18 protein-coding genes and 1 riboswitch are annotated in these 16,519 nt (G+C 69.6%); of the genes, 9 read left to right on the plus strand and 9 right to left on the minus strand.

The features are described from left to right. Positions 1–107 precede the first annotated feature (107 nt). Positions 108–821 carry an HD domain-containing protein gene (locus OHA88_RS22200; protein WP_267003421.1) on the plus strand — a complete coding sequence of 238 codons (714 nt, stop codon included), beginning with the start codon at positions 108–110 and terminating at the stop codon, positions 819–821. Positions 822–916: 95 nt separating this feature from the next. Continuing rightward, positions 917–2,143 (plus strand): Cmx/CmrA family chloramphenicol efflux MFS transporter, encoded by a 1,227-nt coding sequence (locus OHA88_RS22205; protein WP_328626795.1) that lies wholly within the window; start codon positions 917–919, stop codon positions 2,141–2,143. Positions 2,144–2,171: 28 nt separating this feature from the next. On the opposite strand, the gene OHA88_RS22210 is transcribed toward OHA88_RS22205, so the two are convergent. Further along, positions 2,172–2,447: a DUF4031 domain-containing protein gene (locus tag OHA88_RS22210; protein ID WP_093779569.1), complete on the minus strand. Its 276-nt coding sequence runs from the start codon at positions 2,445–2,447 to the stop codon at positions 2,172–2,174. Next, the gene (locus OHA88_RS22215) at positions 2,444–2,812 is read right to left on the minus strand and encodes a hypothetical protein (protein ID WP_328626796.1); all 369 of its coding nucleotides are present in this window, start codon (positions 2,810–2,812) and stop codon (positions 2,444–2,446) included. Before OHA88_RS22215 ends, OHA88_RS22210 begins: the two co-directional genes overlap by 4 nt. A gap of 134 nt (positions 2,813–2,946) precedes the next feature. Here OHA88_RS22215 and OHA88_RS22220 point away from each other — a divergent pair, with 134 nt between their 5' ends. From OHA88_RS22220 to OHA88_RS22230, 3 genes are all read left to right on the plus strand, one after another. Next, the gene (locus OHA88_RS22220; RefSeq protein WP_267003431.1) at positions 2,947–3,867 is read left to right on the plus strand and encodes a MurR/RpiR family transcriptional regulator; all 921 of its coding nucleotides are present in this window, start codon (positions 2,947–2,949) and stop codon (positions 3,865–3,867) included. Between the two features lie 62 nt (positions 3,868–3,929). Further along, positions 3,930–4,907, plus strand: coding sequence for an N-acetylmuramic acid 6-phosphate etherase (murQ, locus tag OHA88_RS22225; RefSeq protein WP_326605084.1), 978 nt, complete (start codon positions 3,930–3,932; stop codon positions 4,905–4,907). Positions 4,908–4,960: 53 nt separating this feature from the next. Continuing rightward, entirely contained in the window at positions 4,961–6,502 is a 1,542-nt protein-coding gene (locus OHA88_RS22230; protein ID WP_328626797.1) for a PTS transporter subunit EIIC, read from the plus strand. Between the two features lie 53 nt (positions 6,503–6,555). On the opposite strand, the gene OHA88_RS22235 is transcribed toward OHA88_RS22230, so the two are convergent. Next, positions 6,556–6,789: a hypothetical protein gene (locus OHA88_RS22235; RefSeq protein WP_267003437.1), complete on the minus strand. Its 234-nt coding sequence runs from the start codon at positions 6,787–6,789 to the stop codon at positions 6,556–6,558. Continuing rightward, complete coding sequence (locus OHA88_RS22240) at positions 6,779–7,030, minus strand: hypothetical protein (RefSeq protein ID WP_328626798.1); 252 nt, start codon at positions 7,028–7,030, stop codon at positions 6,779–6,781. The genes OHA88_RS22235 and OHA88_RS22240 overlap by 11 nt, the downstream gene beginning before the upstream one ends. Positions 7,031–7,143: 113 nt before the next feature. On the opposite strand from OHA88_RS22240, the gene OHA88_RS22245 reads away from it, so the two are divergent. The 3 genes from OHA88_RS22245 (at position 7,144) to OHA88_RS22255 (ending at position 9,294) form a co-directional block, all read left to right on the plus strand. Further along, positions 7,144–7,986: a helix-turn-helix domain-containing protein gene (locus OHA88_RS22245; protein WP_328626799.1), complete on the plus strand. Its 843-nt coding sequence runs from the start codon at positions 7,144–7,146 to the stop codon at positions 7,984–7,986. Then, positions 7,967–8,179: a DUF397 domain-containing protein gene (locus OHA88_RS22250; RefSeq protein ID WP_328626800.1), complete on the plus strand. Its 213-nt coding sequence runs from the start codon at positions 7,967–7,969 to the stop codon at positions 8,177–8,179. The genes OHA88_RS22245 and OHA88_RS22250 overlap by 20 nt, the downstream gene beginning before the upstream one ends. 215 nt (positions 8,180–8,394) lie before the next feature. Continuing rightward, positions 8,395–9,294 carry a hypothetical protein gene (locus OHA88_RS22255; RefSeq protein WP_443044271.1) on the plus strand — a complete coding sequence of 300 codons (900 nt, stop codon included), beginning with the start codon at positions 8,395–8,397 and terminating at the stop codon, positions 9,292–9,294. Positions 9,295–9,460: 166 nt separating this feature from the next. On the opposite strand, the gene OHA88_RS22260 is transcribed toward OHA88_RS22255, so the two are convergent. Continuing rightward, positions 9,461–10,735: an LAETG motif-containing sortase-dependent surface protein gene (locus OHA88_RS22260; RefSeq protein ID WP_328626801.1), complete on the minus strand. Its 1,275-nt coding sequence runs from the start codon at positions 10,733–10,735 to the stop codon at positions 9,461–9,463. A gap of 460 nt (positions 10,736–11,195) precedes the next feature. Here OHA88_RS22260 and OHA88_RS22265 point away from each other — a divergent pair, with 460 nt between their 5' ends. Beyond that, the gene (locus tag OHA88_RS22265) at positions 11,196–11,864 is read left to right on the plus strand and encodes an HAD family acid phosphatase (RefSeq protein WP_328626802.1); all 669 of its coding nucleotides are present in this window, start codon (positions 11,196–11,198) and stop codon (positions 11,862–11,864) included. Between the two features lie 99 nt (positions 11,865–11,963). On the opposite strand, the gene groL is transcribed toward OHA88_RS22265, so the two are convergent. The 4 genes from groL to thrC all read right to left on the minus strand — a co-directional run bounded on the left by groL (position 11,964) and on the right by thrC (position 16,237). Then, positions 11,964–13,586, minus strand: coding sequence for a chaperonin GroEL (gene groL, locus OHA88_RS22270; RefSeq protein ID WP_030933074.1), 1,623 nt, complete (start codon positions 13,584–13,586; stop codon positions 11,964–11,966). Positions 13,587–13,937: 351 nt separating this feature from the next. After that, complete coding sequence (locus OHA88_RS22275) at positions 13,938–14,144, minus strand: cold-shock protein (protein WP_003967346.1); 207 nt, start codon at positions 14,142–14,144, stop codon at positions 13,938–13,940. A gap of 454 nt (positions 14,145–14,598) precedes the next feature. Next, positions 14,599–14,877: a MoaD/ThiS family protein gene (locus OHA88_RS22280; RefSeq protein WP_030933077.1), complete on the minus strand. Its 279-nt coding sequence runs from the start codon at positions 14,875–14,877 to the stop codon at positions 14,599–14,601. Between the two features lie 58 nt (positions 14,878–14,935). Next, complete coding sequence (gene thrC, locus OHA88_RS22285) at positions 14,936–16,237, minus strand: threonine synthase (protein ID WP_328626803.1); 1,302 nt, start codon at positions 16,235–16,237, stop codon at positions 14,936–14,938. Between the two features lie 17 nt (positions 16,238–16,254). Next, positions 16,255–16,381: riboswitch (SAM riboswitch) on the minus strand. Between the last annotated feature and the right edge of the window lie 138 nt (positions 16,382–16,519).

Here is a 16,519-nt window from a genome sequence, read left to right on the forward strand (position 1 = left end):
CCGGTCCGGCACACCGCACAACGACCGGGGCGGCCCTCGACGGGCCGCCCCGGTCCCGGCGACGCGGCCCGGTCCTCCGGCGGCCGGCCGGCCCTTAGGGTCGTCCCATGACCGACAGCTCGCGCGAAAGCAGTGCCTCCGCGGCCGCCCACGAGGCGGGCAGCGTCCACGAGGCGGGAACTGCCGCCGACGTCCTCCGTGGCCGCTGGCACGCGGCCCTCGTCGCCGTCCGGGGCGGCGCCCCCACTCCCGATCCGCGCCCCTACGCCGACAACTTCCTTGCCCGTTGGGCCGAACCGCAGCGCCGCTACCACACCACGGCCCATCTGACGGCGGTCCTCGACCGCATCGACACACTGGCCGGCCACGCCGCCGACCCGGACGCCGTCCGCCTCGCCGCGTGGTTCCACGACGCGGTGTACCGCCCGGACCGCTCCGAGAACGAGGAGCGCAGCGCCGCTCTGGCCGAGCGCGCCCTGCCCGAGGCCGGTGTCCCGGACGACATCACCGCCGAAGTGGCGCGACTGGTCCGGCTCACCGTCACTCACGACCCGGCGGCCGGCGACACCAACGGCGAGGTGCTGTGCGACGCGGATCTGGCGATCCTGGCGGCCGCCCCCAAGGAGTACGCGGAGTACGCGGCGCAGGTACGGGAGGAGTACGGCTTCGTCCCCGACGACGCGTTCCGGGACGGCCGGGCAGCCGTACTGCGTCAGCTGCTGGGGCTGCCGAGGCTGTTCCGTACGCCGCACGGGATCGCGGAGTGGGAGCCGCGTGCCCGGCAGAACCTGCTCACGGAGCTCGAGCTGCTCACCCGTTGAGACAGTCGGCACGATCCGCCGATACGGGAATGTAACGGACTGCATCGTCGTTGGCACCTGTCATGCCCGACTCTGCCGTTCGTCATCGCACCCGTATGCCCTTGGCCGTATACATTTTGGGGCTCTCGGTTTTCGCCCTGGGTACGAGCGAGTTCATGCTCTCCGGGCTGCTGCCGCCGATCGCCGACGACATGAATGTGTCCATCCCCCGGGCCGGGCTCCTGATATCCGCCTTCGCCATCGGCATGGTGATCGGTGCACCCCTGCTCGCCGTGGCCACGCTCCGGCTGCCGCGCCGGACCACCCTGATCACACTGATCTCGGTCTTCGGCCTCGGGCAGGTCGCGGGTGCGCTTGCTCCGACGTACGAGGTGCTCTTCGCGTCCCGTGTGGTGAGCGCCTTCGCGTGCGCCGGGTTCTGGGCCGTCGGTGCGGCGGTCGCCATCGCGATGGTGCCGGTGAACGCGCGGGCCAGAGCGATGGCCGTGATGATCGGCGGGCTGTCGATCGCGAACGTCCTCGGCGTACCGCTGGGGGCGTTCCTCGGTGAGAACCTCGGCTGGCGGTCGGCGTTCTGGGCGGTCGGTGCGGCGTCGGCGGTGGCTCTGGCCGGTGTGGCGACGCTGATCCCACGCATCCCGCTCCCTGCGGAGAAGCCGCAGCTCAAGCGGGAGATGTCCATCTACCGTGACCGTCAGGTGTGGCTGTCGATCATGGTCACGGCGCTGGCGGCGGGCGGGGTCTTCTGCGCGTTCAGCTATCTCGCGCCGCTGCTGACGGATGTCGCCGGGCTGGACTCGGGCTGGGTGCCGACGGTGCTCGCGCTGTTCGGGGTCGGTGCGCTGATCGGCACGACGATCGGCGGCCGGGTCGCGGACGCGCACCTCTTCGGGGTGCTGATGAGCGGCATCGCGGCGTCGACGGTCTTCCTGGTCGCGCTGGCGCTGTTCGCCTCGAACCAGGTCGCCGCGGTCGGGCTCGCGTTCCTGCTGGGCCTGTCGGCGTTCTACACGGCCCCGGCACTGAACGCCCGGATGTTCAACATCGCGGGCGCGGCCCCGACCCTGGCGGGTGCGACGACGACTGCCGCGTTCAATCTGGGCAACACGGGCGGCCCCTGGCTGGGCGGCACGGTGATCGACGCGGACTTCGGGTTCGCGGCGACGGCCTGGGCGGGCGCGGCGATGACGGTGCTGGCGCTGGTGGGGGTGGTGTGCTCACTGCGGCTGCAGGGCGGGGGCAGGTCGCGCCGGGTGACCGGTTCGCCCGCGGCGGCGGCTTCGCCGGAGGCGTCCGTGGAAGCGCCTGCCCCGGCGGTGTGACCCCGGCGGCCGCGTCGGCCGCATCCGTTCAGCTGCCGGGAACCGGGCGTCCCTTGGGGCGTCGCAGCCCCGCGTCCGTCAGCCGGCGCACCAGTTCCTTGGAGCCGATCTCGCGGGCCCCGGCCCGCACCGCGTCCGCGTACCGGGTCTCCGGTACGTCGTAGTGGTCGCGCTCGAAGGCCTTCGGCGGGCAGCCGATCGAGGCGGCGAAGGCGTGCAGCTCCTCGAACGAGACATCGCTCACCAGGTGCGACCAGAGGCGTCCGTGACCCGGCCAGTCCGGCGGGTCGATATAGACCGTCACCGGCGCAGCACCCCGCTCAGCGCGCCGACGCGCGCCACCATCACGGTCGCCTTGGTGCATACCCAGCGCGGGTCCGGCCCCAGTTCGGGTTCGACGTCGAGGGCGTGCGGGTCGCCGGCGTCGCAGACCGGGCAGACCGGCCACCGGCCGTAACGCTCCAGCAGCGCGTCCTGGACGTCCTGGGCGACCAGGCCGACCAGGTACTCCACGCCGTCCGGCCACTGTTCGACCCACCAGCGCCGGTGCGTCACCGCGTCCTCGACGAGGGAGACGATTTCGGCCTCGGCGACGTCGCCGGCTGCGAGATCGGCCATCACCAGCGCGCGGGCGGTATGCAGCGCCTGCTCCAGGCGGTTCAACTCCATGGAGTCATTCTCACCCCGCATCCAACCGGCCTTCGCCGTAGGACGGCCTCCGTCACAGACAGATTCTCGGTACCGCCAGAGGTCGGGACCAAAGAGGGGTTGACGGGTCGCAGGGTTGAAAATATCTTTCAAATGTGACCAATGACCTGAAGGAAAGTTTCAGCGGTGATTCTCCGCCCGCACCGGCCGCCCTCGCGGCCAAGGTGCGGACGCTCGCGCCGTCCATGACCCGCTCCATGCAGCGGGTCGCCGAAGCCGTCGCCGGTGACCCCGCCGGCTGCGCCGCCCTGACGGTCACCGGTCTCGCCGAGCTCACCGGCACCAGCGAGGCGACCGTGGTCCGCACGGCCCGCCTCCTCGGCTACCCCGGCTACCGTGATCTGCGCCTCGCCCTGGCCGGGCTCGCCGCCCACCAGCAGTCCGGCCGCGCCCCCGCTGTCACGGCGGACATAGCGGTCGACGACCCGATCGCCGATGTGGTCGCCAAGCTCGCCTTCGACGAGCAGCAGACCCTCGCCGACACGGCCGCCGGGCTCGACACGGTACAGCTCGGCGCCGCCGTCGCCGCCGCGTCGACCGCCCGCCGGATCGACATCTACGGCGTGGGCGCCTCCTCCCTCGTCGCCCAGGACCTGGGGCAGAAGCTGCTCCGGATCGGCCTGATCGCGCACGCCCACATGGACCCGCACCTGGCTGTGACCAACGCCGTGCAGCTCCGCTCCGGCGATGTGGCGATCGCGATCACCCACTCCGGCTCCACGGTCGATGTGATCGAACCGCTCCGGGTGGCCTTCGACCAGGGGGCGACGACGATCGCGATCACCGGCCGCCCCGACGGCCCGGTGACGCAGTACGCGGACCACGTGCTGACGACCTCCACCGCCCGCGAGAGCGAACTGCGCCCTGCCGCGATGTCGAGCCGTACGAGCCAGCTGCTCGTCGTGGACTGCCTGTTCATAGGCGTCGCCCAGCGGACGTACGAGACGGCCGCCCCGGCGCTGGCCGCCTCCTACGAGGCGCTCGCCCACCGACACACCCCTCGCAGCACCCGCTGACCACAACGCCGTACCCGCTGAACCGCACGAGACACGAGATCGAGAAAGCAGAGCCGCTGTCCATGACCTCCACCACCGACGCCAACGCCGCGACGCCCGGCCGGGACTCCGAGTACGGGGAGCTGCGCGCCGAGCTCGCCACCCTCACCACCGAGGCGTTCCGGCCCGAGCTCGCCGAGATCGACCGGCTGGACACGCTGGAGATTGCCCGGATCATGAACGGCGAGGACCGGACCGTCCCGACCGCCGTCGCCGCCCGGCTGCCCGAGATCGCAGCGGCGATCGACGGCACGGCCGCCCGCATGGCCCGTGGCGGCCGGCTGATCTACGCGGGCGCGGGCACCCCGGGCCGGCTCGGCATCCTGGACGCCAGCGAGTGCCCGCCCACGTTCAACACCGACCCGTCCGAGGTCATCGGCCTGATCGCGGGCGGACCGTCCGCGATCATCACGGCCGTCGAGGGCGCCGAGGACAGCAAGGAGCTCGCCGCCGCCGACCTCGACGCCCTGGACCTCACCCCCGACGACACGGTGGTCGGCATCTCCGCCTCCGGCCGTACGCCGTACGCGATCGGGGCCGTCGAGCACGCCCGCGCCAAGGGCGCGCTGACCATCGGCCTGTCCTGCAACGCGGACTCGGCGCTCGGCGCCGCGGCCGAGCACCCCGTCGAGATCGTCGTCGGTCCCGAGCTGCTCACCGGCTCGACCCGGCTGAAGGCCGGTACGGCGCAGAAGCTCGTCCTCAACATGCTGTCCACGATCACGATGATCCGACTCGGCAAGACGTACGGAAACCTGATGGTCGACGTCCGCGCCTCCAACGAGAAGCTGCGCGCCCGCTCCCGCCGGATCGTCGCCCTCGCCACCGGCGCCTCCGACGAGGAGATCGAGGCCGCGCTCGCCGCCACCGACGGCGAGGTGAAGAACGCGATCCTCACCATCCTCGGCCAGGTCGACGGTCCCACCGCCGCCACACTCCTGTCCGCGTCCGACGGCCACCTCCGTGCCGCCCTCGCGGCTGCACCACGCACCACCACCTGACCCCATCCGGGGAACCGCTCCGACACCCCCCGCACAGCAAGGCACCACGCACCATGGCTACAGAAGACAAGAACCGCGCCACTGCCGCCGCGATCCTTCCGCTCGTCGGTGGCGCCGCGAACGTCAGCTCCGTCGTCCACTGCATGACCCGGCTCCGGCTGGGCCTGCACGACCGCTCGCTCGTCGACGACGAGGCCCTCAAGGCGCTCCCCGCCGTCATGGGTGTGGTCGAGGACGACACGTACCAGATCGTCCTCGGCCCGGGCACCGTCGCCCGGGTCACCCCGGAGTTCGAACAGCTGGTGCGGGAGGCCCGCGAAGCCGCCCCCGAACCGGCCACCGCGGCCGAGCCGGCCACTGCCACCGCCACTCCCACCGCGGCCGAACTCGCCGCCCAGGGCGCCGCGATCAAGGCGGCGCGGAAGGCGAAGAACGCCACCCCGTTCAAGCTCTTCCTCCGGAAGATCGCGAACATCTTCGTCCCGCTGATCCCGGCCCTCATCGGCTGCGGCATCATCGCGGGTCTCAACGGTCTGCTGAAGAACCTGGGCTGGCTGACGTCGGTGACGCCGGCGCTCGGCGCAATGGCGTCCGGCTTCATGGCGCTGATCGCCGTCTTCGTCGGCTACAACACGGCGAAGGAGTTCGGCGGCACGCCGATCCTCGGCGGTGCGGTCGCCGCGATCATCGTCTTCCCCGGCGTCGCGGACATCGAGGCCTTCGGCCAGAAGCTCTCCCCCGGTCAGGGCGGTGTGCTGGGCGCGCTCGGCGCGGCGGTCCTCGCGGTGTACGTGGAGAAGTGGTGCCGCCGCTGGGTCCCGGAGGCACTGGACGTCCTGGTCACCCCGACGCTGACGGTGCTGATCTCCGGCCTCGTGACGATCTTCGGCCTGATGTACGTGGCCGGTGAGGTCTCCACCGCGATCGGCGACTTCGCCAACTGGCTGCTGTCCAACGGCGGTGCGGGCGCGGGTCTGGTCCTCGGCGGCTTCTTCCTCCCCCTGGTCATGCTGGGCCTGCACCAGGCGCTGATCCCGATCCACACCACGCTGATCGAGCAGCAGGGCTACACGGTCCTCCTCCCGATCCTCGCCATGGCGGGTGCGGGCCAGGTCGGTGCGGCCCTCGCGGTCTACCTCCGTCTCCCCCGCAACGAGTCGATCCGCAGGACGATCAAGTCGGCTCTCCCCGCCGGTCTGCTCGGCGTGGGCGAGCCCCTGATCTACGGTGTCTCGCTCCCCCTCGGCCGCCCGTTCATCACGGCGTGCGTGGGCGGTGCGTTCGGCGGGGCGTTCGTCGGCTTCTTCAACCAGCTCGGCAGCGCGGTCGGCTCCACGGCGATCGGCCCGTCCGGCTGGGCCCTGTTCCCGCTCCTCGACGGCAACCACGGCCTGGGCACGACGATCGCGATCTACGCGGGCGGCCTGCTGGTCGGCTACCTGGCGGGCTTCGTCGCCACGTACTTCTTCGGCTTCAGCAAGGACCTGCTGGCGGAGTTCAACGTGTCGCAGGAGCCGGCGGTTTCGGCGGTCGCCGCAACCGGCGGCCCGGCTGCCCCGGTCACCGACCCGGCACCGGAGCCGGCCCGCGCCTGATCCCGTGACGCAACGGAGGGCGGCACCCGCACGGGTGCCGCCCTCCGTGTGTCTCACGGCAGCCGCCCCTCCCGGTTGACCTCCCTGACCCTGGCCCGCAGCGCATCCCCGGGCGAGGCCGGCTGCACGGACTCCGGTGGGCAGTCCCACTCGGCCCCTCCACCTGGCGGCCGCAGCTGCACGTACGGTCCGACGCACCCCATCACGCGCCCTACTCGCCCGTCCCGCGAGTCCACCGCGTACGTCCCGGGCTCCGGCGTACACGGTTCGAGTCCCTCACCCGTCATGACCGGCCTCCCCGTCACACTTCTTCTCCAGAACGGCGCTCAGCTGCAGCGCCGTGTCGATGTTGCAGCGCCCCAGATCCACCAGCGGCGCGGGCTCGTTCCCCGAGCACGACACCGGATCGATCCGCAACGACGGCAGCGTGAGCCCTACGCCCTTCAACCCCTGTCTCAGCGTCTCCACCGCGTCCTCCGCCTCCTGCACTCTTCCGGCGGCAACCCGTCGTCGCTCCGTACTGGTCATCCTGCACACCTTCCACGCTCGGTAATCGCAATGCCTACCCAGCGTGTCCGACGCCCGACTAGCCTGGAAGTGGCGCAGGTCCAACAACCGCAGGTGTGTCACAGGGAGTTGCCATGCCGGGCCCCAAGAAACTCGACCCGTCCTCCTCGCCCCGCGCCCTCCTCGGCGCCGAACTCCGCCACCGGAGGGACAGTGCCGGCCTCTCACAGGAAGAACTCGGGCTCCCGCTCTTCGTCAGCGGCTCGTTCATCGGCCAACTGGAGTCCGGTACGCGCCGGATGCAGTTGGACCAGGCCCAGAAGTTCGACGAGATCCTGACGACGGACGGGTTCTTCGTGCGGAACTGCGTCGCCCTGAAGAAGTCGAAGTACCCGGACCACTTCGCGGAGGCGGCGGAGGCGGAGGCCGTCGCGAGGACCATCAAGGAGTACGCGCCGCAGTTGATCCCCGGGCTGTTGCAGACGGAGGCGTACGCACGGGCGGTGTTCCGGGGAGGACTGCCGATGGCAGCGGAGAGCGCGGTCGACGACCTGACCAGAGTGAGGCTGGATCGCGCGCAGCTGCTTTCCGATCCAACAACGCCCTTGTTTTGGTCGGTGCTGGATGAGGCGGTCTTACGTCGGAAGGTCGGCGGACCGGCAGTGATGGCAGAGGCGCTCAACCACATCCTGAAGCTGGCACGCGAACACCGGATCATCGTGCAGGTACTGCCGTTCAACGCGGGCGCACACATGGCCATGGAAGGCCCGCTCAAGCTGATGTCCTTCGATGACGCGCCCCCGCTCGCCTACCTTCAGGGCCTGGGCACAGGGAAGTTGCACGACGATCCCGCCACCGTCAGGCACTACGAACTGACCTACGATCTGGTGGCGGCCAGCGCATTGTCACCGGAAGCGTCCCTGGCCCTGATCGAGTCGGTGGCGGAGGATTACGCCCATGAAGCTCAGCAGTTCTGACTACTACGACCTGGCCACGGCAACCTGGCACAAGTCCTCGTACAGCGGAGCAAGCGGTGGCGACTGCCTGGAAGTCGCCGACGGCCACCCCGGCGTCGTCCCCGTCCGCGACTCCAAGGTCCCCGACGGCCCGGCGCTCGTGTTCCGTACGGCGGCGTGGTCGTCCTTCGTCGCGGATCTCAAGCGCAACTGAGGCCCGGGGCTCAAGCCCCGTACTCCGAGCGCTCTTTTCGAGGAAGGGGTGGAGGGCTTCAACCCACCCACCCTCCCCAGCAGGCAAGTTCACTTTTCGTGACCGGCTTGCCACGCACGGTGCGGACGCTCTAGCGTTCCGAACAACGAACGACCCCTGCCGGTGCTGGAACACCGAACAGGGGCCTGACCAGCAAGATCGAAAAGAGCGATCCCATGGCTGACAGTCAGCTTAGTGCTGCCTCGTGCGCACCGCACGTACCCCCGCACAGCCCGCGCACACCGCCGCACCCGATGGCCAACCCGGGCTACGGCAAGCGGTCCGCGTCCGGCCAACGGCCCCGTACCGCACACGACTTCGCGCACCTTCCGCCGCGTGAGGCCGCCGTCACCGCCTATGTCGACCGGCTGCCGGACGGCGCCGACATCTCCGTGAAGACGCTGGCCAAGGTGTTGCCGTACGGGCAGTGCGCACTGCGGACCGCGCTGAACAACCTCCAGCGGGCCGGGCATCTGCGCCGAGGCAGCGAGCACGTCATCGGCTCGGGCAGCGCACGCTGGGTGACGCGTACGTTCTTCTCCCGCACGCCTCGCGACGACGGCTGGTGGGCTGCGTTCACCAGGGGCGACGTTCCGCCGGAAGAACGGCGGCCGACCCGTTCCCGGGCATTCGTCCTGCTGGCCGCGCTCGGCCGTACCGCACCCGCGCTGAGCCTGTCGTCGACGGACTGCACGGCGCTGGAGCCGTATGTCACAGCGTGGTTCGACCGGGGCGCCACCGAGGTACAGCTGCTGCACGCACTGACCGACGGGTTGCCGGTCCCGGTGCATCACGCGGCGGCACTGGTCCGCAGCCGCCTGACCACCAAAATGCCACCCGAACGGGCCGCTCCGCCCACCCCATCCGCCGCGCTGCGGGTCCTCGAGTGCGCGAAATGCGGCACACCGGGCCGGGCGGAGACGCTGCCCGGCGGCGAGTGCGGGCCATGCCGAGGTGAGCAGGCCTCCGTACCGCCGGGCAGCCGCGGGATCCCGGCCGACGGGGTCCGCGACCGGATGGCCGAGGTGCGGGCCGCAATGGTCCCCCGCCCCAACAGGCAGGGCGTAATCACGTGACGCTGAGGCCGCGACTCCGGACTCCGGGCCCGCAGGCGACGGTCTGCAGGTGGCTGCGCGCCGGGGCGGCCGTGTCACCGCAGCGGGCCCGACACCGCTCGGTGTCGGGCCCGCTGGACGGTCAACGCGTGGGCCGGGGTGCCTGGTCGGCACCCCGCCTCATGCGTCAGGCGTGGGAGCCGGCCTTGCGACGGCGTACGACAAACACCGCGCCCGCGCCGATCGCCAGGGCCGCGCCGCTCGCGAGGGCGAGCTGCGACGTCGCGGAGGACGAGCCCGTGGCGGCGAGGCTGCCGTTCACGGGGCTGGCCGACGCACCGCCCTGCGGCTCGACGTCCGAAGTGTTCGGCTCGGTCGTGCTCGGCTTGGCGTCGTCGACCTTGCCGGGCTTGCTGCCCGCGGCGGCGATCAGGAACTCGTAGCCCTCGAGGTCCGGGTTCCCGCCGCAGGTTCCGTTGTCGTTGAAGTAGTCACCGGCGACGAAGGTGACGCCGTTGCCCGCGGGGGCCGAGGCGTCGACGGTGAGGCGCATCTTGACGTCGGCGTGGGCGCCTGCCTTCAGCGGGCTGACGGCGTCCATGTAGTGCTCGTTGTCGACGGTCTTCCACGTCGAGGACGAGGCGGACGACCACTGCAGGTGCACCAGGTCGTCGATGTCCTTGAGCCCGCTCTTGTCGGTCGCGTGGACGTAGGCGAACGGAAGTACCTCGTCCATCGTCTTGTCGGTGCCGTTGGTCACCCGGAGATTGAAGGTGACCTTCGTACCGGCGACGACTGTGGACGGCAGACCCGTGACGACCGTGGTGAGCTTGGCCTCGGGGACGCAGTCCTCGCCGCCCTCGCCCGCCTCCTCCTTCGCCTTGGCCAGCGCCTCGTCGGCGGCGGTCTTGTCAGCGAGCGCCGCCTCGGTGGCCTTCTGCGCCTGGTCCAGCTTCCGGGTTGCGGCGACCCGCTCGTCGTCACGCGCGTCCAGGGCTTCCACGACCTTGGCATCGGCGGCGGTCTTGGCATCGGCAGCGGCTGCGGCGGCGGCTTCCGCCTCGGTGAGAGTCGTCGCCGCCGCGGTCTTCTCCTCCTCGGTGGCTGTCTCCGGGAGGGCGTCGACCGCCGCCTTGGCGTCGACGACCGCCTGGTCGGCGTCGGTCTTCGCGGTGGCGGCGTCGGCCGCCGCGGCCTCGGCGGCCTTGGCTGCCACGGCCAGGGGAGCGGTGTCGGACAGGACCGCTTCCAGAGCCGCGTAGGCGGCACTCTGGGCCTCTACGGCGTCGTCGTACGCCTCCTGCGCTGCGGCGGCGGCCTTTTCCAGCTCCGCGATGGACGGCTTCTCCTGCGTCTGCGCTGCCGGCTTGTCGTCGGCGAACGCGGGGGTGACCGACAGCAGGAGGACAGGCGTGGTCACTGCGGCGGCAACAGCTGTGGCAAGAATCCGGCGAATCTTCACAAGAGCCCTTCGGAGTCCGAGAAAGAGAAGAAGGGGTCGCAGCGGAATGGGACACGCAATGCGACTTGAGGCGATCGTATGCCCGAGGCAACGATCGACCGTCACGAGTTTTTCACCCGTTCCGATCAACACCACAACACCGGGAGAGACAGAAGAGACGAAAGGGTGTAGTTGCTTTCGCCGCCTGCACTTTCGCTGTGAGGAATGCCACATGGCCCTGGACGCGTCGTTCTACGCCTCTCCGGCCCGCCCCATCCGGCGAGCGCCTGCACCTTTGCGCAGGCAACCCCGCCGCCGCCACTGAGCTCACAACCTGGAGGGCCGGCAGGAGAGTTGGGGCGTTGGTGCGTCCATTTCATGGTGCGTCCATGAAAAGTTTCCTACCGGCCAGTAGACATGAGACTCGGCCTCATCGAGGGTTGGGCGCGTGCATGTCAACCTCGACACAGGAGGCACCCTCATGAGCCGAAGCCGTACCCGGTCCGCCCGTACGGCGGGCGTCGCCGCCGCGGCCGCCGTTCTCGCCCTCGTCGCGCCCGCCACGGCCGCCCAGGCCGCCCCCGTGTCGTCGCCCACCGCCGGGGCCACCACCGCGTCCTGGGCCCCCGGCGGCAATGCCGCCATCCTGGGCATCGACTACGCCACCTGGCAGCGCGATGTCGCCGCGGTCATCGACGTGGCCCGCCCCTACATCCAACAGCGCATCGCACAGACCCCCGCGGGCCAGAAACCGGCGATCGTCCTCGACATCGACAACTCGTCGCTGGAGACGGACTTCCACTACTTCTGGACGTTCCCGACCCCCGCGATCGCCAAGGTCCGCGATCTGGTCCGGTACGCCGACTCCCAAGGCGTCGCCATCTTCTTCGTCACCGCCCGCCCGGGCATCATCGCCTCGCTGACGCAGCACAACCTCACCGCGGTCGGCTACCCGGTGACCGGCCTCTATGTCCGCGACCTGCCCGACCTCTTCGACGAAGTCAGCACGTACAAGACCGCCAAGCGCGCCGAGATCGAGGCCCGGGGCTACACGATCATCGCCAACATCGGCAACAACGACAGCGACCTGGTCGGCGGCCACGCGGAGCGGACGTTCAAACTCCCGGACTACGACGGCAAGCTCTCCTGACCGCTGACCGGCCGTCACCGCCGCGGACATGGCATCGGCCCCCGGGACCAGTACAGGTCCCGGGGGCCGATGTGCGACCAAACTACTGATCCGTCAGGATCAGAAGTCCATGTCACCGCCCGGCATGCCGCCCGGAGCGGCCGCAGAGGCCTTCTCCGGCTTGTCGGCGATGACGGCCTCGGTGGTCAGGAACAGCGCGGCGATCGACGCGGCGTTCTGCAGAGCGGAGCGCGTGACCTTCGCCGGGTCGAGAATGCCCTCGGCGATCATGTCGACGTACTCGCCGGTCGCGGCGTTCAGACCGTGACCGATCGGCAGGTTGCGCACCTTCTCGACGACGACGCCACCCTCGAGACCACCGTTGACGGCGATCTGCTTGAGCGGGGCCTCCAGCGCCAGCTTGACGGCGTTGGCGCCGGTCGCCTCGTCACCCGAGAGCTCCAGCTTCTCGAAGACGGCGGAGGCCTGCAGCAGCGCCACGCCACCACCGGCGACGATGCCCTCCTCGACGGCCGCCTTCGCGTTGCGAACGGCGTCCTCGATGCGGTGCTTGCGCTCCTTGAGCTCGACCTCGGTGGCGGCACCGGCCTTGATGACGGCCACGCCGCCGGCCAGCTTCGCCAGGCGCTCCTGGAGCTTCTCGCGGTCGTAGTCCGAGTCGGAGTTCTCGATCTCGGCACGGATCTGGTTGACACGACCCTGAACCTGGTCGCTGTCACCGGCACCGTCGACGATCGTGGTCTCGTCCTTGGTGATGACGACCTTGCGGGCGCGGCCCAGCAGGTCCAGGCCGGCGTTCTCGAGCTTGAGACCGACCTCCTCGGAGATGACCGTGCCACCGGTGAGGATGGCGATGTCGCCGAGCATGGCCTTGCGGCGGTCACCGAAGCCCGGGGCCTTGACGGCAACGGACTTGAAGGTGCCACGGATCTTGTTGACGACCAGGGTCGACAGGGCCTCGCCCTCGACGTCCTCGGCGATGATCAGCAGTGCCTTGCCGGACTGCATGACCTTCTCCAGCAGCGGAAGGAGGTCCTTCACGTTGCTGACCTTGGAGTTGACGATCAGGATGTACGGGTCGTCCAGGGACGACTCCATGCGCTCCATGTCGGTGGCGAAGTACGCCGAGATGTAGCCCTTGTCGAAGCGCATACCCTCGGTGAGCTCCAGCTCCAGACCGAAGGTCTGGGACTCCTCGACGGTGATGACGCCTTCCTTGCCGACCTTGTCCATCGCCTCGGCGATGAGCTCGCCGATCTGGGTGTCGGCGGCGGAGATGGAGGCCGTCGAAGCGATCTGCTCCTTGGTCTCCACGTCCTTGGCCTGCTCCAGCAGAGCGGCGGAGACGGCCTCGACGGCCTTCTCGATGCCCCGCTTGAGGGCCATCGGGTTTGCACCCGCGGCTACGTTGCGAAGGCCCTCACGGACGAGCGCCTGGGCGAGAACGGTGGCGGTGGTCGTACCGTCGCCGGCGACGTCGTCCGTCTTCTTGGCGACTTCCTTGACCAGCTCTGCGCCGATCTTCTCGTACGGGTCCTCGAGCTCGATCTCCTTGGCGATGGAAACACCATCGTTGGTGATCGTGGGCGCGCCCCACTTCTTCTCGAGGACGACGTTGCGGCCCTTGGGGCCAAGGGTGACCTTGACGGCGTCGGCGAGCTGGTTCATCCCGCGCTCGAGACCGCGCCGTGCCTCCTCGTCGAACGCGATGATCTTGGCCATGTGAAGTGGTCCTCCCGGACAGGGGTGGATTTCTCCGGACCGAGTGGCGCCCGCGACGGACGGCCTGCCTGCCCGGTGGTTCCTTGCCCCACCAAGCCTGCGGGCCTCACCGGCCCGGTCCAAGTTCTGTCACTCTCACCTGGAGAGTGCTAACGCAATGATTAGCACTCGACCCCCACGAGTGCAAGCGCCCCCGGCGGTTGTGGACAACGTGCGGACCGGGCGACGGCGCGCGGGATGCCGCGGGCATGCCACGCGGGGCGACGGTCGGCATCACGCGTGAAGGGCCCGTCCCCCTGGGGGTACGGACCCTTCATGCGTGAGTGGTGTCGTTGGCCGACCGCGCCGAGCTCAGCCGACGGCGAGCTTGACCATGTCCGCCTGCGGCCCCTTCTGGCCCTGCGAGATCTCGAATTCAACTCGCTGACCCTCTTCGAGGGTGCGGTACCCGTCCATCTGGATCGCGCTGTAGTGGACGAAAACATCCGCACCACCGTCGACCGCGATGAAGCCGTACCCCTTCTCCGCGTTGAACCACTTGACGGTGCCCTGAGCCATGCCTAACTCCCCTATTACTGGCCCTTGCACAGGACCGCACTTCGCGGGCCCGGGTCAGAACTCACCCTCCGACAGGAGAGGGTGCGTGCGCCGGAACGCGTCGACCGCGGCCGAATGTATCTGCCCAACTGCCCTCTGCAACAGGTCAATCGGACGAGAATTCTGGGCAGCACCGAACGCCCGAATATGCGGAATTTATGCGATTCCAGGGCAACTCGGGCCGGGCAAAGGCCACTTATGGCGCAAGGAGTTCGAACACTTTGGCTGCATCTTGTCGCGGGCGGACGCATTCTCATATGCGGTCGGCACGGGCAGCGGAGGGGACTTCCCAACTGTACCGCGCTTAACCATGCAGAATTGCCCCCTCCGCTTACCTCGCAGAGGGGGCAATTCCGGTGACGCTGTGAAGTCGGCCGCGGGGCCCACGGAGAGTCCGCGCCGGGGCGACGGAAGGTCAGCAGCCGCCCGCGACGGCCGGGATGATCGAGATGCCGGCGCCGTCCGGGGTGGCCGCCTCCAGGCCGCCCTCGAAGCGCACGTCGTCGTCGTTGACGTACACGTTCACGAACCGGCGCAGCTTGCCCTGGTCGTCCAGGACACGCGCGGCGATGCCCGGGTGGTTCTGCTCCAGCGACTCGATCACCTGGGAGAGGGTCGCGCCCTCGGCCGGGACCTCGGCCTGACCGCCCGTGTAGGTGCGCAGGATGGTGGGGATACGGACCTTGACGCTCATGTGGGTGCCTTCCTTGCGTCTCGGGTGGACGTCACGGGTGGACGTCCCGGTGGTCGGATCAGCTGCGGGCCAGGCCGGCGTCGCGGAACGCGTCGAGGCTGGGCCGGATGGTCGCCGTCGGACCGGTGGTCGGGGCCACCGCGTCCAGCGTCTTCAGACCGTCACCGGTGTTGAGGACGACGGTGGTGAGCGTCGGGTCCAGCAGGCCGGCCTCGATCAGCTTCTTCGTCACGCCGACCGTCACCCCGCCCGCCGTCTCCGCGAAGATGCCCTCGGTGCGCGCCAGCAGCTTGATCGCGTCGACGACCTGCTCGTCGTCGACGTCCTCGACGGCGCCGCCGGTCCGGCGGGCGATGTCCAGGACGTACGGGCCGTCGGCCGGGTTGCCGATCGCCAGCGACTTGGCGATCGTGTTCGGCTTCTGGGGGCGCACGACGTCGTGACCGGCCTTGAAGGCGGTGGAGACCGGGGAGCAGCCCTCGGCCTGGGCGCCGAAGATCTTGTACGGCTTGTCCTCGACGAGACCGAGCTTGATCAGCTCCTGCAGACCCTTGTCGATCTTCGTGAGCTGCGAGCCGGACGCGATCGGGATGACGAGCTGGTCGGGCAGCCGCCAGCCGAGCTGTTCGCAGATCTCGTACGCGAGCGTCTTGGAGCCCTCGCCGTAGTACGGGCGCAGGTTGACGTTGACGAAGCCCCAGCCCTCGCCGAGCGGGTCACCGATGAGCTCCGAGCAGAAGCGGTTGACGTCGTCGTAGTTGCCCTCGATGCCGACCAGTTCACCGCCGTACACCGCGGCCATGACGACCTTGCCCTGCTCCAGGTCGTGCGGAATGAACACGCAGGACCGCAGGCCGGCCCGGGCGGCGGCCGCGCCCACGGCGCCGGCGAGGTTGCCGGTGGAGGAGCAGGAGAGAGTGGTGAAACCGAAGGCGCGGGCGGCCTCGACGGCGATCGCGACGACGCGGTCCTTGAAGGAGTGCGTCGGGTTGCCGGAGTCGTCCTTGACGTACAGGCCGCCGGTGACGCCCAGTTCGCGGGCGAGGTTGTCGGCCTTGACCAGCTTGGTGAAGCCGGGGTTGATGTTGGGCTTGTCCGCGACATCGGCGGGGACCGGCAGCAGCGGCGCGTAACGCCAGATGTTGTTCGGCCCGGCCTCGATGCGCTTCTTCAGCTCGTCCGGGGAGCCGCTCGGCAGGTCGTACGCCACTTCGAGCGGCCCGAAACAGGTCGCGCAGGCGAAAATGGGACCGAGCTCGAAACGCTCTCCGCACTCGCGGCAGGAAAGTGCCGCGGCGGGACCGAGGTCGACAGCTTCGGCGGAAGAATTAGTGCTCACTGCAACGGTCTGCGTAGCCATGATGGCGAGGCCCTTTCTCCTCATCTTCCTCGCGACGCATTTCGCCACGAGACGGAATTGGCACCTTCCCCACCTGACCTCGCGGTCGGCAGGAGGGTTGCCGGGACTTCAACGGGCCGTTCCCTCAGTCCCTCTGGATGAGCGCTGTGGCACTGGATCATCGATCCAGGCGTTTATCGGCGGAGGACCCCGGCATGCAAGGGTCATCCGCGTTGTTCAAGACTGTAACCGAAGCATCGGACGGTTGAGATAGCCGTCCGAACCGCGAGATGGATCACATAC

Source organism: Streptomyces sp. NBC_00353, assembly GCF_036108815.1.
Classification (GTDB): domain Bacteria; phylum Actinomycetota; class Actinomycetes; order Streptomycetales; family Streptomycetaceae; genus Streptomyces.